Consider the following 18,329-nt stretch of genomic DNA (forward strand, 5'->3'; position numbering starts at 1 on the left):
AGCTGGGTTTAATATATCTAACTGCCGGCGTTGGTTACACCAGCCCCCAAGCCGTCGAATAAACCTTATATATTTGTCACAGGGCACTTTGTTCTTTTCTACCCCACCATCCCCATCTCAAACACCTCCACAAACTCCTTCATTTTAAAATTAATTCGTTCACCGATTGCACGAGCCTGCAATATGCTGGGCCTGTTTCCTAAACATTTAAACACATCATCCCGTAAAGGGTCTTGCCCGCTGAAAATATAGGCCTCTATCAAGGCTTTAAACTGTTCTTTATCCAACTGTTCTTCATTGCACAACTTCTCTAAAGCCAATACCTTTTGTTCCTGCCAGTATTTTTCAAATTCATCCTGTATGTTGTCAGCATTATCAATTAGCGGTAAATTCTCCAGGATAAATTTTTCGATCAATTCACTTTTGCTTCTTAATCCAATATCGCCACCCAACAAATCCATGATGGCTTTTTTCTGCTGTTGTGCTTCGCTGGCTTTTGCGTTTTTTAGTTTTGCTAATAGTTTGATGATATAAGCTACATTAATTAAATCCCTGTGAATAAGTTCCAGCTCAAAATCAATATCATCAAGAATGGATGTTTTTTCTTTTTGATGTTCACTTTTTACTTTTTGGTATAGATCCAGATATTTGCTTTTGTAGTTTTCAAATGTTTGTTCATCTATTCCCAAACCTTCCCAGCTAAAATCGGTGTAAGACTCTAATACATTTTTTGCCCGTAACAAAGCTCTGAAGGCTTGAACGAATGCCAATTCATCTTCTTCCGTTTCCAGGTCATCAACACTTTGGTATGTTGGTGTAATGGTAAGGAGTACTTTTAACGCTTCCTCAAATTTTGCAGCAATCACAGGGTAAGGCGGCAAAATAACTTCTTCTATGGCTTCTTTATTGCTGAAAAGGGTAATGGCATCATCGGTTGCTTTTTTTAAATTGCGAAAGCATAAAATATTACCCTGCGATTTTTGTTCGCCTAAAATACGGTTGGTTCTTGAATAGGCTTGTATAATGCTATGATGCTTCATGTTCCTATCTACATAAAGCGTGTTTACCTTCTTGGCATCAAACCCGGTAAGAAACATACTAACAACCAGTAAAATATCCAGCCTATCTTCTTCTTTAGCAGTTTCTTTTTCCCGTTCCTTTAATCTTTTACTGATGTCTTTAAAATAATTTTCAAACGCCTGGCTATCCTTGGTTGAAAAACTGGTGCCATACATGTTGTTGTAATCGGCAATACAGGTTTCTAATTTATCCCTGGTATGGCTTGACAGATAAGCCACTTTGGAATCTGCAGCCATGTTTAGTTCTTCTTCATCACCCGGTAAGTAATCCTGTGCATCCTCATCTTCTTCATTGGCGCCGTAAGTAAAAATGGTGGCAATACGCAAATCATGTCCTCCGGCTTCCTTTTTCTTTTGTAAGATGTCGTAATACTTGATGGCATTGGCAATACTGCTCACCGCAAATATGGCCGAGTAATCTTTATTAAATGTTTTCTGGCCATGATAAGTAATAATATAATCGGCAATTTTAGCTAACCGCTTTTCATCATTAAATACTTCTGCTTTATCAATGTCTTCTACTTCAATATCAATAAACGTATTGCCTTTTTGTTTGTATTTACCAACGTACTCAATTCCAAAACGCAACACATTCTGATCACGGATAGCATCCGTAATCACGTATTTATGCAGGCAGCTGCCAAACAAATCTTTGGTAGTACGTTTGCCCAATTCATTTTTACTGGCGTTGGCTGCAAAAATGGGTGTACCCGTAAAGCCAAATAATTGTGCCTTTGTAAAATAGTTAATGATCCTGTCGTGCGTTTCACCAAATTGCGAGCGATGGCACTCATCAAAAATGAAAACAAGCTTTTTATCTTTTAAATGACCCAGTTTGGTTTCGTAATGATGTTTGCTGATGGCATTGTTCAGTTTCTGAATAGTGGTAAGCACCAGTTTGGTAGTATCAGTCAGTTGCTTTACAAGCGAAGCGGTATTATCCGTAACATCAACACTGTCTTTTTTAAAAGCATTAAACTCCTGCATGGTTTGGTAATCGAGGTCTTTTCGATCTACCACAAACACCACTTTGTAAACATCCGGCAATTCCATAATAATCTGGCTGGCCTTAAAAGAAGTGAGTGTTTTACCCGAACCCGTCGTATGCCAAATGTAGCCGTTATCATTGCCGGTTTTAACCTGGTTGATGATGGCCTCCGTTGCAAAATACTGGTAAGGCCGCAACACCATCATGTTCTTAAAGGTTTCGTTCATTACAACGTAATGCGAAATCATCTTACCTAAATGATCAGTATTCAAAAAAGCATCGGCAAACTCAGTAAGTCCGGTTACATTTTTATTGTTGACATCTGCCCAATAAAAAGTTTGCTTAACCGATTGCAGCCTGTTATTGGCTAAATACTTTGTATTTACGCCATTGCTGATGATAAACAACTGCACATACTGAAACAAACCATGATTGCTCCAGAAAGAATGACGCTGGTAACGGTTGATCTGGTTGAAAGCTTCTTTAATTTCCAGCCCGGCACGTTTAAGTTCTATTTGTACCAGCGGCAATCCGTTTACCATAATGGTAACATCGTACCGGTTCATAAAAGAACCCTTCACCTGCACCTGGTTAGTTACCTGGTAATTGTTTTGGCTCCAGTCTTCGTTATTAAAGAAACGAACATAAAAGGAAGTGCCGTCTTCTTTATTCAACACAAAACGATCTCTTAATGTTTTGGCTTTTTCAAATACACCGCCTTTGGCTAAATGATTTAAAATGGCATCAAATTCTCTGGCGCTAAAGGTGGTTGTATTAAATACTTCTAATTGAGTTTTAAGATTGGAAACAAAAGCATCGCCATCATGAATCTTTACAGACGCATAACCTAAGCTAACAAGTTGCCTGATTAAATTACTTTCAAGTATGGCTTCGCTTTGATGACTCATACAAACATTTGCTGCAACAAGCCCTTTTTAAAGGTTTGGGTTTGGGCTATTTGTTTATTTACGCTTTCTATTTTGTTATCGATGTTGGATAAATAATTGGCAATCTTTTTTTGTTCGTCAAAAGACGGCATAGATAAGGGAATATTTCTACAAACCTCTTGGTTTAATTTTGGCTGTGCGGTACCAGTATTATAGATTACATAGTTAACTCTCTCTAAACTATAAGTTAGGAAATCTATATCTGTTCCTTGATTTGGTTTAATTACATGGGCGTGATTGTTTACCCAACATTTCCCTGATACTTTAAATGCTAGTGGAAGATTTCTTGAAACTATATTTTCACCATCTTCACCAAGTAAAATTATTTCTTCATCAAATAGATATTGATTTACATAGTCAATTATGCCTGAAGCTCCGTAATACGGAAACTCGCCTTTCATTTGTGCACGATCTTGACTTTTAATTGGTTTACGTCTTCCGTCTAAAAAAACTGAAACATCTCCCAATCTTTTTTCTTCCCACTCAGGAAACGCCTTTCCATTCTCATCTTTAAACTTCAATTTGCCCGAGAAGAGTTGTTGCATCACTCCTTTTTTGTATTGCTCCAGCAATCCTTTTTTACGAGTAAGCTGCTGTATCTTTTCATCTACAGCTGATAAGAAGGATGCGATTTTTTGTTGTTCGGTGAGGGTTGGAATTGATAAGATAATTTTTTTAATGCTTTGAAAATTTAACCCTTCCCGTCCACTTCCTGTTTGAAGACTACTAAATATATTTTGACCCTTTTTAGATTCAAAAATCGGTTGAAGAAAATAAGGCTCATTTTCTTTTGTTAAACGGATAATGCAAACGTGTTGATTGACATTTCCAACTGTAAATTCTTTAGGGACAACACAACTTCTTCCTAAAGAAGCTCCGGTAATATTTAATAAAATATCATTTGGCTTGACAATACTATTCTTCATAGTATCGTTGATTTCTTTGGTAATAAAAGTTGAGTTTTCGTATGACAACTTACTGTCTAATACATTTTGACTTCTAATAAACAATATACCTTCTTCAACATAAACCGAATTTCCTCCCAAAGGAGTCTTGCCACTGTTGACTTTTTCAACAATGCTATTCAATTGTTTTTTACTCCATTCTCCATCAAACCCTTTAAACCTCAATTTAGGAACAAGTAATTTTTGCTTCTGTAAAACTTTAGTTGCTTCCATAATTAAAACGGTGTATTAATTCCTAATTCTTTACAATAAGCTGCAATACTGGCATCAGTGCTTTGTATTTCCTTTTCCAGGTTCTTTAATGCCGTAGAAACCTCTTTTAAGTTCACAGCTTCTTCCTCTTCAAACGTATCTACATAACGGGGTATGTTCAGGTTATAATCGTTTTCAGCAATTTCGCTTATTGGTGCCACATGGCTGTATTTGTCTTCGTCCTTCCGTGTTATATAAGCCTTAATAATCTTATCAACGTCAGCAGGCCGCAATACATTTTGCGTTTTTACTTTTTCAAAATGCTGGCTGGCATCAATAAACAATACATTGTCGCTGTGTTCCCGTTTTTTCTTCAATACCAAGATGCAGGTAGGTATGCTTGTGCCGTAAAAGATATTGGCAGGCAAACCAATTACAGCATCTAAGTAATTCCGGTCTTTTATTAAATACTCCCGTATATGCCCTTCGGCACCGCCTCTGAACAAAACACCGTGCGGCAATACACAGGCCATGGTGCCGTTATCGGCCAACTGATGTATCATGTGTTGCACAAAAGCAAAGTCGGCTGTGCCTTTGGGGGCTAATCGGCCATAAGGCGCATAACGGTCATCGCTCATAAACAGGGGGCTTGCGCTCCATTCTGAACTAAAAGGCGGGTTGGCTACAATGGCTTCAAAGCGCTGGTCAATATGCTGCGGCCGCTCCAGGGTATCTTCATTTTTAATGTCAAACTTTTTGTAGTGTACATCGTGCATGATCATATTCATGCGGCACAGGTTGTAAGTAGTGGGGTTACTTTCCTGTCCGTAAAAAGCGGCAACTTCTTTTACTTCTTTGGCCACCCGCAGCAATAAAGAACCGGAGCCACAGGTGGGATCGTACACAGATTTTAATTTCGTTTTACCAATGGTTACCAAACGGGCCAATACACTGCTTACTGGTTGTGGTGTATAAAACTCCCCTGCTTTTTTACCGGCACCGGCGGCAAACTTACCAATCAGGTATTCATAAGCATCACCTAATACATCGCTTTCGGTATTTTTTAAATCGAAATCAATTTCGTTTAAATGAGAAAGTACTTTTACAATGAGTTCATTTTTCGCAGTTTCGGTTTTACCGAGTTTGCTGCTGGTTAAATCCAGGTCTTCAAACAGGTTGCCAAAGTCTTCTTCGCTTTCGCTGCCCATGGTGCTTTGCTCAATCGAGCTAAGTACTTTAGAAAGATCATCTAAAATAAATTTGCTTTTGCCTTCGGCATTTCCACGGCGGGCCAGTTCACTGAATAGTTCAGATGGCTGTAAGAAGTAGCCGAGTTTATCCAGTGCTTCTTCTTTCACGGCAGCCAGTAATGCTTTTTTATCTTTGTGTTTTTCTATTGCGTCATACGTTACATTATCGGGCTTTAAAACGGTATTGGCGTAAGCCTCCATTTTCTCGCTCAGGTATTTGTAAAAGATAAAGCCCAGTATATAATCCCTGAAATCATCAGCATCCATTTTGCCACGAAGGGTATCGGCTATTTTCCAGAGTTGTTGTTCGAGTTGTTGTTTTTTATCGTCGGCCATTATTCTGCAATCTATTGGTAAGTGTTGATAAGTGAAGTTGATAGCCAAATATACAACAGCATATTTTTTTACTGGTTGCTGTGGCTGGCATCCAATAAGAAAAGAGCAAATAATCAGCCGGGCCAATATCAGTTTGATATTCCCTTACAGCCACACCAGTTGCTGCACTAAGATTAATTTGAGATTTGTTTTGAATAACCCAGCCCACAGCACGGAGTTGCTGATCGATGTTATCACGGGCAAGTTGTTCAGGGTTTTGGTTCAATGGTTATATGGGTTAAGCTGCAATATAAGGAAGAAGCAATAAAAAATAAACAGGTAAAACACCCGTTTTTATATGAACCCGCTTGAAAACACCCAAATGATTCACACGCTTATGCCTGCCACACGCATAAGCATGCTTTGCTGACAATTCTTGTATTCAGTTAAGCACTAAAAAGCAAAACCATATAATTCAAAACACGATCAAGTGGTGCATTAATTCTCACTACCCCTTCACAGTATATTCAATAAATATTTTTTCCACTGCAAGGTTCTTTTTAAAATCAGCCCACTCAGCAGGTGTCAATCCATCGGGCTTTTTACTCTTCACTTTTTCCGCAGGATAGTTTTTGTCTGCCGATACAATAACCCTCCCCTTTGTTTTCTCTCCCAGCTTTTTAAGCAACGGTTTATAAGGTATTCCGTTATATTGCTTTTCCTTTTCCGGTACCAGAGCAACCAGCTCTTCATGCGTCATGAGTTCTAAGCCCTGTTCTTTCAAGGTGGCGTTATGGCTTGCATGGTGCCCAACCTTATACAGTACGGTATTGTTTAAAAGTACCGTTGCATTCACGTTCTCCTTTTTGTTATTCCGCATTATTTCCCACTCATGATCATGCCAGCTCAGCCAGTTACCAACCTGCGCATCTCCCGGAAATAACAACACTTTCTCACTTTCAATCATCTCTATGGCTAATACAAGACTCGTATTATTCGTATCGCCGTCCATTTGTAACGCAAGTGATCCGGCCATATCAAGCCAGTCATCCTCAATCTCTCTCCATGCATGCTCTTTATTGAAATAAATATTCTTTAACCAACTGTCTTTCTTTGCTTCTTCTGCACTTTTCACAACTGTATTGCTGAAAGGTCGTCCGTCATCAACGCCAATTTTATACCCCTCTGAGTATAACACCCCCTTTACAAAACCCATAATAGAACTGTTCGATTGACTGAAATAAACTTCCTTATTCTTCCCTTTTGATGGTGTTTCTTTATTCAATGCTTTTCCTCTTGGGGGCCCAAGCACATACATACGTATCCCGGGTATTTGCGCAATCTTTTCAATCAGCTTTCCCGGTTCAAAATATTTAATTCCGGATTTTCCCTTCGCCAGTTTATTCTTAATATGATCAAATGCTGTTAATGTATCAACACTAACCGCATAAATATCTTTATAGCTTATACCGCTGGTTGATTTTTTAGTGATGGAAGTTTTACCGTAAAACTCTGCTAATTCATTAACCGTATTTTCAAATTTATCCCGCATTTTAAGAAGCGCATCACCACGATACATGGATGCATAAAATCCTGCATCCTTTTTTGCCTTTTTTGCTTTTTTCAGTTTCTCTACAGCCTTAGTTAAAGCTGCCAGGCCCATGCGCAAATAAGCATTCAATTGCTTTGCCTCATCATCTTCAGGGTTCTCTGTCCACGCCATCCATATTTCATCAAATTCAAACTTATCAAATAATGCAAGCGACGGATGAAACCCCGATACATGATCATGATGCTCATGGGTTGCAACTAATACATTTATTTTGGGAACCATCTTGCTGCCTTTTTTTTCCAACACAAGCTTTCGTATATCTGCGGCTACGTTTGCTAATGTCACGCCTTCCACTTTGTCGTTCAGCTTTAGTCCGCAATCAATAAGCATTTTAAATTGCACAGCCCGTCCTGCATAAAAACGCAAAAGAAAACAATCACCAAAACCATGTCGGTACATTCTTACTTTTATGGAGTTTATATTTTTCATATCGTGTTAATGTTGATGTGGAAATGAATGCATAAATGCAAAGGGTCCCGAGATCCCTGCTAAAGTATTTTCATCAAAATAAGTACTGTCTTCGTTCTGAAGTAAACCACACTGGTAACGGTACTGCTGTTCCATTCTTGTCTTATCATCAATATCCTTTTTGATAGCATATTTGAGTTGCATCGTATCAAGATCAAAGATCAATGTACAACCTCCCCTGAATACAAAACCATCAGCCGGCATTGGTCCCTTCGGCTCAAAGTATCCGTTCAGGGTAAATACACCATCATCATTAATACTGCATCTTATCCCTCTGCGTTGGGTTATTGAAAGCACAACATGATTTACGATTTTATCATCTGGAGTTATTCGGCTCGCCAGCCAAAGATTATCGATTCTGTATTTTGCTGTATAAGAAAATTTCGAGTACTCAAAACCATTTTTCTTACAGGCTGCTTCATTTCCAGGAAACAATAAGCCACCTAGTTCTGCAAATCGACCACCGGCTTCCGACTGTATAAATTTTTCGTTTATACGTTCGTGCAACCCCATTCGATTTACGTTGCTGCCGGTTATAAATTCTTTTGTAATAGTTCGAACCTCTTCACGGTCCGTTTCATAAGCGAGTGCATTTTTAAAATCTCTCAAAAAATTGACAAATATCTTTTCATTGCTGTCCTCTAACTTTAAATTGGGATATTGTTCGTAAATCAATGCTTCAACCGACATTGTTTTCACATCCGAAGGGAATATCCCTCTCTTTTGAAAAGCTTCAATAAAAGCCACACGATAGTTTTTCTCATCATCTGCAACCATATCAACATCGGCAGTAATCATAGCTCGCAAATAATCACCGAATGTAATATCCACGGGTGGGCAATAATCTAATGACCGCACGCATATCTTCAACATCCTTTGTGCTGTTTCAGAAGCAATTTCCGACATCATATCAACCAGATCAGGATGAAGATCTCCATCAGGCAATACACCGCTTCCACCGGTTGCAACTCGAATCAGCTTTCGTATCCTTCGTTTATAAATAGTAAGAAACGCTTCAAACACAGCCGCCACCAAAATTGAACCCCTTGCATGAAACTCCATTTTCGTTGCATATTCCGTTGGATCTGGTTTATGTGGCACCCATTCTCCTGTCGATTCATCAGTATGCCCGATGGCATCCCGTAAACTACCATAATGTCCCATCGCTTTGCCAAACTCTTGTGCTAATTGACCGAGAAGGTTTTGTGCTGCAAGATCTCCCCTTGTTTTGGCTATCTGATGTTTCAATACATCAGGAAAAGTAAAATGCTGAAACAGCGCAACAATGTCAGCAAACGCCTCATGAAATGCCCTGGTATCAGGATGTGTTGGTTCAATGTATCGTCTGTGCATGCCATCCAGTAAAGCATGTGTTACTTCATGTGCAATAATATCATGGCTAAGACAAGTAAAAACTGTACCACCGGGTAAATGCAGTTTCAAATTCGCTGGCTGTGCAGGAAAATAGCCAAACAGTAAAGCCTTTTTCAAAGGATTATAATAAGCATTGGCTTGCCGCAACGCATGTGGATATACTCTTAAACGTCTAACGAATTTTGATCCATTAAACTTAGATGCATTAGTAGCTAACGGAATATCCTGGTCCGCCCATTGAATCTTTCGTCCCATTGACTTTTCAAAATTTTTGATCGTTGTCATTAAAACAGCATACACCATTTGCTGATGAAATTGCGGATCACTCACACTCGGGTCCAGTCCATCTTTTGCTAATACAAACTTGTCTTCAAGATCCACCGGCGGATAAAAGCATCCGGATGCCGGGTCATAATCGATGATTTCAATATATTCACCCACAGGAACGGTTCGCAATAAATTGTCCGGATTAGTCTCCAGTTTCTCCCATTCAACCTTATAGGTTATATTATTAACCTGTGCCGTTTCTGTAATAAGAGACAGCGATGGGTCAAATGCATAAGCCCGTAACTTTCTGTAAGCAGGCACATTCGGTATATTTCCGTTACTACGTTCCATGGTTGTTAATTGATTAAAGTGGGACAATATAATTTCACTTGTAATTCAGTCAGGTTTTCAGCATGTCGTATTAAACAATCTATTCGCTTCGGATTAAATTTAGTAAGATTCGTACCCGTGCTCCTGGCATAATCCCATTCATCTTTCGTCAAACCTCTTTCCTTGATTGTTTTATAATCAACACGGTTTGCAAGATGATCACTTATTTCTTTCCTGAACATTGTAGGGTTAGCAATCCAGTCTTTAGCAAATTCATGAGATGCGGTTACTTCTTCAGGAACTGTTCCGGCAATCATGTTATTCACAAACCCCGGTATACACCTTTCAATCTCCCATCCTAAAGAAAAATAAGCAATCGCCCTTTTCTCAAGTTGCGTATTGCGGTAAACATGATGAATCATCTGGGTTGTTTTGATCCGGTACATAAACAGGTTTACGGTGCGCAGTAATAAAACAACAGCATTCGGGTATTTTTTATCAGCAATAAAGTTTCCACCGGCATCAGAAACAATAACAACATCACATTCATAAGTACTATTCTGTTGCGTAATCTTCTGTATCCCTTGGTTATCATACACACCTCCATCCACTAATACGGGTCTTATTCGGTCATAGTCATCTGCATGTTGATAAAACTTTTTATCAATAGCAATAGGAGTAAAAGCAAACGGCACGCTGGAAGATGCCATTACAGCCCTGGCAACCGGGAAATCTTCATGTTTGAAATGTATTGGCGGGTCAAACTCTTCTCTGAAAACATAACTCGAGTCCGACATTTTGTTTTGAGAAAAAGTAAACGGCCTTCCTGTATGCAGATTGGAAGAGCCAATCGCAATAACCGGCTTTGGTTTCAGATCCTTTAATGTTTTTTTGTTGAAGAAGTATTCATCATAAACCCTTTCAATCACCTGACTCACCGGAAATATCCGGAACTGAAATAAATAAAGTATAACAATAAACAATACAAGAGCAACTAATGAAAAAGGAGCATACGATGTAAAACTCAAAAAGATACTACCAACAACAAATAACAATAGGAGCAACACAGTCCTGATACATTCCCACGACAGGAGTACCTTCCGTATTACACCTTTTGTTTCAAGTTTCACTTTCATTTCTTCATGGAAACCTTCATATTCACCTTTATACAAACACCAGGCTGCTCCGGTAATGGAACCGCCTGAGATAGTCGACAACACATCAACCTTCTCAAGCACTCCCAACTGTTGAAGTTTATGTAATGTACCAAGATGAAAAGCAGCAGCACGGTAACCGCCTCCGGATAATGCAACACCAACACGTTGAGCTTTTGCACTCATAAGTTTTTAGTGGTTTTGAATACACCGTTAAGATGAATATTAATTTGCACCTGTGCAAGGGGGAAAACACCTTTTTATTCAAAAACGAATGGCAACACCTTAGTATTTGTAACAATCACCGCAAGCGTAGGAATGGGAACTTTTCTGTTGATGACTTTCAGCTTTTCAATAGTTCCGGTGTCAACTCCGCTTAAACTTTCTAGATCCATTGGATGTGTATGCCATTCCCCCACATAACCAATTACCCCACCGGTCACTTCCTTTATGCGGTCAATATTTTCTGGTAATCCTTTAATTCCCCGTATAAAACTAACATTGGTCCCTTTGCTATCTTGAGGTTCTACTACAATTTCAAAAACATGAATTGTTTTTGTTTTATAATTGGCAATACCAACAAGCACTCCTCCGGTTTCAATTTTTTTTCTGCCCTTGCAAAGCCCGAGTAATTTGTCACTTGTTCCACTAACCATCCTCAGTTGCCATCCACTGCCGTTTCCACATTCAAGCACTTCAAATGGTTTTACATACTCATACTCAGATCTCATGGAAGGAATGTCGGTATCATCCATTATACTTCTATACAATAATCCTCCATTATCTTTCTCAGTTCTTTCCCGTTGGCTATATAAAACTTTTGAAAAAATAGCTGCATGCAGCGAAATAACATCGTCTGATAAAACTGTTGTTGTTGAGCTGCAACCAAGTCCAACATTCAAATTCATTACCTCAGCCATACTGTCGTTTCTCCGCCATCTTCTTATTACAGCATTTTCTTTTGCTTTGTAATAAGTAAGATTAATGAGATCATCAATTCTGGGATTCCGGCTTTCACCTTCGGCATATAATAATCCTAATCTGCCGCTATCCGCAAGTTCACATCTGCTGATTTTTACAGCATCTAAATCTTTCCCTTGAGTCAACCAGTTCTCAACAACAAAACTTGCAGTTGTATCAACAATATCGTCGTATCTGGAAATTTCATCGTTTGTTACTTGATGTACTCTTATGGGGTAACTTTTAAAATTACTGGGTAGGTCAAGTTTATACATCTTATCTGCTTCTCCGATTAATGCTTCAGCCTTATTCTTACCTATATGCTGACTAAATAATACATGTCTCACAAGATTATGTTGTAAAAACTTATCATGATCAACAACTCCGGCATCAGATTTTCCACTTCTGACATCATGCATCATAATTTTCGAACCCAATGATCCGCCTCCTATATATAATGTTTTACTTTTACGGATCTCTCCTGTTAGCTTGTGTGCTAATTCTTTGCTGAATGGTTCTATATGCGAATAAAATTTAACTACCGCATCATCAGATGGAAGGCCATCTCTATTCTCTGCAACATCAACAATAAAATTTAAAATTTCATATTCGCCTTCATAACCCACCATTTTTTTTGAACGTCTTATTGCATGAACAATCGGCACTTCTTTTAGATAGTTAAAACCAGCACTCGTAAATAACCTTAAAATTTCATCGATTTCAATACCATTTTCTTCAAAATAAGATCTTAACTCGCCATAATTCTGGGGTAAAGCTGTTGCATATTGATCGTCAACTCGGGCTGCTTCATCCCACACTAAAATTGAAAAAAGACAGCTAATATCCCGACCTGAATTGCCTTCATTAAACTTCCCTATGAGTTCTTGAAATTTTTCAATTGTCCTTTCCGTTACAGTAGCAAGCGTTCTCCACACAGGGTCTTCTCCCGAACGATCGACAGAGCTTACCAGTAACGCAAAAGGTAAAACATCATTATAAAATTGATTGTTTGAAACTACTTCCGCTAACATATCATATTTATAAAAATGATACCCTTTGTATCCTTCTAATCGTAAAGGATCAAACTCTTCTCCATCAGTTGCTAACATGCCTGATGCAGCTTTAAAAAGCCATTGCTCAGCAACTCCAAGCACATCAGAAACTCTGGCATTCCCGAACCATTCATTAAAGTCATTTCTCACTAAACAAAATGCACCACTTATATCATCACTGGATTGAACATACATATGCGGTAAAAAACTGCTGGGAAAATCTTTTCTGTCAGGATGTACAGTAGGTGCAAAATGTGGATACTCGTTAAGATTTATTTTTAACAGCACCCTTTCCTCTTCACGTATGTCAATTCCTCCAACTGCTCCACTCGGTGGCAAATTAACTTTTAATGAAAGCGGAATAACTATTGATATTTCACTGTATTTGAGAATACGCACATCAGCAATTGAAAGATGTTCTTTTGTTTCCTCAATTGCAGATTCAATAACAGCGGGCAATTGCCCGCTGTATTCTTGAAAACTTTCGCTGTATAACATAGATGATACAATTATCCTTGTTTAATAATGGTTGATGCAGCTCCTGCTCCTCCTGCAGCCCCGGAAGCTGTTTTTACTACAGTCGTCGGAGACAGAACAGGCCCATTTGCAGTCGTAACGAAAACAATTGGCACTGGCTCGCTTTCCTTTGGATATGTATCGGTATTAAGAAAATCTTTCCCTGAATCAAGATGCTTTAGATACTCTTTCTTTGCTTTATAGCAAGGCGGATTATCATCATTATCAATAATCACTTTACTCGAAGCAATAACTTTCCCACCTGTTCGTCTGTAACGCAATACTTCAATAGAACTATCCTGCACTTCATCTTTGTTACTGCTTTCATTAAAGAAAGTCCATGAGCAATGATGTGGCGCAAGAAATATATCCCAGTCTAAAGCTTTTTGTTTAACATCATTTTCATACCGCACTGTACGTTGCAGAATAACATCCCACGCAATATAATCAGCATCACCACCAAACATAAAAAGATTTGAAAATTCTGTACTGAACGAATACTCTTTAAACCTTGCCTGAAATACAATGCTTGCTGTGTTTTTATCATCTGGATCAGCAGAGGCAAGTTGCTCTTTAAAAGGAGAATGAATGAATACCGAAAATGTTTCCTGTTGCTTGTTGTTGAATAGTGTTACTACACTCCCCGGAACATAACGTAAATGCGCCAGTGCACTGTAGTCACGATTCTCCGGATCGTATCCAATGATCCTGATTCGGTTACCGGGTAAGTCTTTCTGAGGATCATTTTTAAGATGTAAATCTATTCTTCTTTCAGCTTCTTCTTGATGTGCTGTTTCTTCTTCATTAGTGTTTTCCACTGCAACCATTGGCGAGAACCACATCTCATCCATTCTGATTAATCCCGCCTTACGATCCTTATCTGCATACTTTGTTGGATCACCTCGATAAAAATTATCCCTGAACCCACGACAATGATCCTTATCACCATGTGTCAAAATAAACACATCAACAAACGGAACACCTCCATCAGTTTGAATAGATTGGAGGAGATCTTTTTTAACATCAAACATTGCCGGATCTGAACCATCTTTTGAGCCTTGTCTGATGTTACAATCGGTTAAGATTGTTGTCTTGTCTTTTAATGTAATCAACGACTGATCACCATTACCCACAGGGTAGTACTTTACAGAATTTTGCTGCATTTAGTTTTGATTTAAAAATTAGAAAAAGTGATGCCAGCAGACTCTGTACAATCAGTCTTAGAGGGTGAATTTTAATGATAAGTGGAAGTTTTCGGTATAAACTTTGCCCTTATTTTTGCGGTCTCCAAACCAGTCCCCCTCAAAGGGATTAATACCGGTGCTCTGATAAGCATCGGTTTTTTTAGTCATATATTGTGCCAAAGGGGGTGTCAAAAGTACTCCACATCTTGCTTAAAAATAGGCAAATAGCCATTCAAGTAATTTATTTTCAATGAATTACATATAAAAAGGTCAGCCTAGTCGTTTTAATAATACCGTAAATTTACTAAGTAAATATTCGAGTATTACCACGTTAAGCCATTTTGTCTCTTTTGAGCATCTTTCTGTCTTATGAAAAAAAGTCAGAATATGTCGAAAAGGTGAAATATTGTCTGCTTTACCTTACACCCCCTCACCTCTATAGCTATTGTAGGACTACACAGACTAGACAACGCTCCATAGATAAAGCGTACATAAAGCATAGATAAAGCGTACATAAAGCGTATCAGGCGTATAAATTCGACAGCGTTCATACCACCCAACAATCAATTATCTGCATTCCTTTCTGTTCATCTGCGGCCTGCGCATCCGTTAGGTAAAAAACTATGCATGCCCCTTTATAATCCGGTGAAAACACCCTCTCCTCATTTCAAAACGGATAGTAAATTTAATCTGCAGCATACCAAACTGCACAAATCGCTTAACCAAAAAAACGCAAATGAAATTCCACTACCTTATTATCGTAATCATGCCTATTTCATTCCTGCATTACAGCTGTTCAACTTCTCATTACTATGATGGCGAATACGTGTTCACCGATAGCAGCACCAAACCTGCTTTAGTGGAATCAATTGCTGTTAAGGGTAGCACTGCTATCTTGCGTATGCGTTCATTGTTTAGTAAATCGAAACTCAAAAAAAGCAGCTACATCTGTTTTCAACACCCCGGTGTAATAGATCTGTACATGGGCAAACGGGAACCACCAATCAGCATACCTGTTGATAAAGACGGGAATTTGGTATGGGACAACAAGCTGTTCAAAAAACCACACATCCCGGTTATACGCAGCAATCCCATTCCCGAAGCATTCATGGAAAGTGAAAAAATAAAATAAGCAGAACGCTGTTCAGCAACAGGTTCATCACATAAAACTTCATTTGGAAACATGCAAAAGATAAATTGTAAGGTATCTGTTTTTAGTACCTCAACAGAATAACGAAGTTGGCAAACAGCTGCTGGTTGAGGAACTCGTCGTTGTGGAATGAACGAAACCATTCCATTCATACCTTCGCGGCAAGTAATCGTATTCCATGGAAAATCACCATACCAAAACTCCGCATAGTTTAACAAGCGAACAGGAAGGCATCATCACCACAAACAGCAATATCGTTATCAACGCAGTTGCCGGTTCAGGTAAAACAACAACAGTTATAGAATATGCTGCCTCCCGTCCTGCCGGTTCAAAAATTCTCTACCTCGCATTCAACAAATCAGTAAAACTGGAAGCACAACGAAAGTTTGCAGAGAAAGGTTTACACAATGTAAAAGTAGAAACAGCCCATTCACTTGCCTTCAATCATATTTGCAGGGGTTCTTCCTATACAATAAAGTCTAATGGATATAAAACAACAGAAATTGTTGAGCTGCTTCAGTTAACCGGCAATGAAAAAAAACACACAGAGCACATCATCGCCAATCACATCAACAAATTCATTACCTTCTTCTGCAACAGCAACAAACAAAAAGTACAGCAGCTCAACTATATCGATACCATTACTGATCCAAAAGCAAAAATTGTTGTTCAAACCTTCTATCCGCAAATCGTAGAGGGCACACGCCTTCTCTTGGCAAAAATGGATCGGGCAGAGATTGAAATCATACATGATTTTTATCTCAAAAAATTCCAGCTCTCAAATCCTGTTCTCAACTATAACTATATTCTCTTCGATGAAGGTCAGGATGCTTCAGAAGCAATGCTCGATATATTTCTCAAACAAAATGCAGTAAAAGTAATTGTGGGTGATACCCATCAGCAGATCTACGGTTGGCGCCATGCCGTTAACTCCTTAAGCAAAGTAAACTTCAACATACTCCATCTTTCGGCAAGCTTCCGGTTCAGTCGGGATATTGCAAACCTTGCTGCCCAAATTCTGGAACTCAAGAAAAACCTGGTCGATTACAACCCCGTCAACATTACCGGCAAAGGCAATACCACAGCTGTAAATTCTTCAGCTACCATCGCCCGTTCAAATCTCGGGTTATTGCTCAATGCAATTAATTACATAACAGAAAATCCAAAAGTCAACCATATACACTTCGAAGGAAACATCAACTCTTATACTTATGCCGATGATGGAGCATCACTTTACGATGTACTGAACCTCTATAACCAAAAGCACGATCTCATCCGTGACAAACTCATCAGTTCAATGAAAGACATTGATGAGCTTGAAGAATACATTGAATCTACTGAAGATGGTCAGCTTAAAATGATGCTGGAAATCGTAAAAGAATATGAAAACGAAATCCCCGATCTCATCAACCGTTTAAAGAAACTGCAGGTAAAAGATGAGGACCGTCACAAGGCCCGAATGATCTTCTCTACAGTACACCGGGCAAAAGGAATGGAATACGATGCTGTTCACCTCGTGAATGATTTCATCACAGCAGAAAAAGTCGAACGCATCAAAAACGAACTAAAAAAAGACCAGGAACCGATTGATGTGTCCAAAACAAATGAAGAAATCAATCTGCTGTATGTAGCCATCACACGTACAAAAAACAAACTCTACATTCCGCAAAACTTAATACCAACCAATTTCCCGGCTTCACCTTCTATTGTTATTGTAAAAGAAAATGATGCATCACCCAAAAACACGTTAAAAGACTTTTTTAAATCCAGATCAGCTGTTCCAACTGCAGGTCGTAAACCATCAGGCATCGAAATAAAAAAGAAAGCATATACCCTTGCAGAAAAAAGAGAAATTCATAAAGGCGCCTACAATCCATGGACACCTCAATTAGATGAAGAATTAAAATCATTATTTGAAGATGATTATTCCATCAGCGATTTAGCTCATCACTTCGGTCGCACAAGAGGCGGAATCATTTCCCGTCTGAAAAAATTAAATCTATTCGATGAATGAGTTGAAACACACTCGTTAACAGAATGGGATATAATCTCATTCTTCATTACCCGCAATCATCTCGCCGATCAACTTTGCACGCTCAGTGGCACCTTTACCGGTCTCTTCCCATGTATCATTGGCAAGCCAGGTCAACTCCGTAACAATACTGCCATCAATCGTCACCCGGTACCGGCCGGTATAGTCCGATTCATCATCCACAATCGCTTCCACAAATAATGCATGCGTAGCAGCGGCATCTGTAAAAGTCGTATCAAGCAGGGCTGAAAAATAGTCTGCCATAACAAATGATTTCTCTTAAAATACGTCATTTTCGTAATCGTTTCACCTCATCACTGTTCTTCGGCACCATCACCACATCAACAGTTTTCACCTTCGAACTACCATAATAATCATTTGCCTTTTTTAAATACATGCTATACATGGCATCTATATTCCAGCTTTCATTTTGGCGCAATCCTCGGCGCATCACTCCACTTTTAAGATAAACAATCACTCGGTACCAGGGCATA

Annotated in this window: 13 protein-coding genes; 2 read left to right on the forward strand and 11 right to left on the reverse strand. The window is 38.8% G+C overall.

Annotated elements, in window-relative coordinates; all coding sequences use genetic code 11:
* Positions 1–98: 98 nt before the first annotated feature.
* From VK159_RS12905 to VK159_RS12945, 9 genes are all read right to left on the reverse strand, one after another.
* Positions 99–2,975, reverse strand: a complete 2,877-nt coding sequence (locus VK159_RS12905) for a type I restriction endonuclease subunit R (RefSeq protein WP_324230559.1) — start codon at positions 2,973–2,975, stop codon at positions 99–101.
* Positions 2,972–4,192, reverse strand: coding sequence for a restriction endonuclease subunit S (locus VK159_RS12910; RefSeq protein WP_324230560.1), 1,221 nt, complete (start codon positions 4,190–4,192; stop codon positions 2,972–2,974). Before VK159_RS12910 ends, VK159_RS12905 begins: the two co-directional genes overlap by 4 nt.
* A gap of 2 nt (positions 4,193–4,194) precedes the next feature.
* Positions 4,195–5,757 (reverse strand): type I restriction-modification system subunit M, encoded by a 1,563-nt coding sequence (locus tag VK159_RS12915; RefSeq protein ID WP_324230561.1) that lies wholly within the window; start codon positions 5,755–5,757, stop codon positions 4,195–4,197.
* Positions 5,744–6,022, reverse strand: coding sequence for a hypothetical protein (locus VK159_RS12920; RefSeq protein WP_324230562.1), 279 nt, complete (start codon positions 6,020–6,022; stop codon positions 5,744–5,746). Before VK159_RS12920 ends, VK159_RS12915 begins: the two co-directional genes overlap by 14 nt.
* Positions 6,023–6,244: 222 nt before the next feature.
* Entirely contained in the window at positions 6,245–7,777 is a 1,533-nt protein-coding gene (locus VK159_RS12925) for a hypothetical protein (protein WP_324230563.1), read from the reverse strand.
* 6 nt (positions 7,778–7,783) lie between these two features.
* Entirely contained in the window at positions 7,784–9,808 is a 2,025-nt protein-coding gene (locus VK159_RS12930; RefSeq protein ID WP_324230564.1) for a hypothetical protein, read from the reverse strand.
* 5 nt (positions 9,809–9,813) lie between these two features.
* On the reverse strand, positions 9,814–11,127 hold the full coding sequence (locus VK159_RS12935; protein ID WP_324230565.1) for a patatin-like phospholipase family protein: 1,314 nt from the start codon (positions 11,125–11,127) through the stop codon (positions 9,814–9,816).
* Positions 11,128–11,201: 74 nt separating this feature from the next.
* Positions 11,202–13,451: a ThiF family adenylyltransferase gene (locus tag VK159_RS12940; protein ID WP_324230566.1), complete on the reverse strand. Its 2,250-nt coding sequence runs from the start codon at positions 13,449–13,451 to the stop codon at positions 11,202–11,204.
* Between the two features lie 11 nt (positions 13,452–13,462).
* Positions 13,463–14,632, reverse strand: coding sequence for a hypothetical protein (locus VK159_RS12945; RefSeq protein ID WP_324230567.1), 1,170 nt, complete (start codon positions 14,630–14,632; stop codon positions 13,463–13,465).
* Positions 14,633–15,389: 757 nt separating this feature from the next.
* Between VK159_RS12945 and VK159_RS12950 the strand changes: the two genes are divergently transcribed.
* A complete protein-coding gene (locus VK159_RS12950) occupies positions 15,390–15,785 on the forward strand; it encodes a hypothetical protein (RefSeq protein WP_324230568.1) in 396 nt (131 codons plus the stop codon).
* Between the two features lie 196 nt (positions 15,786–15,981).
* Positions 15,982–17,817, forward strand: a complete 1,836-nt coding sequence (locus VK159_RS12955; protein ID WP_324230569.1) for a UvrD-helicase domain-containing protein — start codon at positions 15,982–15,984, stop codon at positions 17,815–17,817.
* A 36-nt stretch (positions 17,818–17,853) separates the two neighbouring features.
* Here VK159_RS12955 and VK159_RS12960 read toward each other — a convergent pair whose 3' ends face one another.
* Together VK159_RS12960 and VK159_RS12965 are read right to left on the reverse strand one after the other, a co-directional pair.
* A complete protein-coding gene (locus tag VK159_RS12960; protein WP_324230570.1) occupies positions 17,854–18,099 on the reverse strand; it encodes a hypothetical protein in 246 nt (81 codons plus the stop codon).
* Positions 18,100–18,124: 25 nt separating this feature from the next.
* Complete coding sequence (locus tag VK159_RS12965; RefSeq protein WP_324230571.1) at positions 18,125–18,328, reverse strand: hypothetical protein; 204 nt, start codon at positions 18,326–18,328, stop codon at positions 18,125–18,127.
* Position 18,329 lies beyond the last annotated feature (1 nt).

Source organism: Lacibacter sp. (genome assembly GCF_035299325.1).
In the GTDB taxonomy this organism is placed as follows: domain Bacteria; phylum Bacteroidota; class Bacteroidia; order Chitinophagales; family Chitinophagaceae; genus Lacibacter.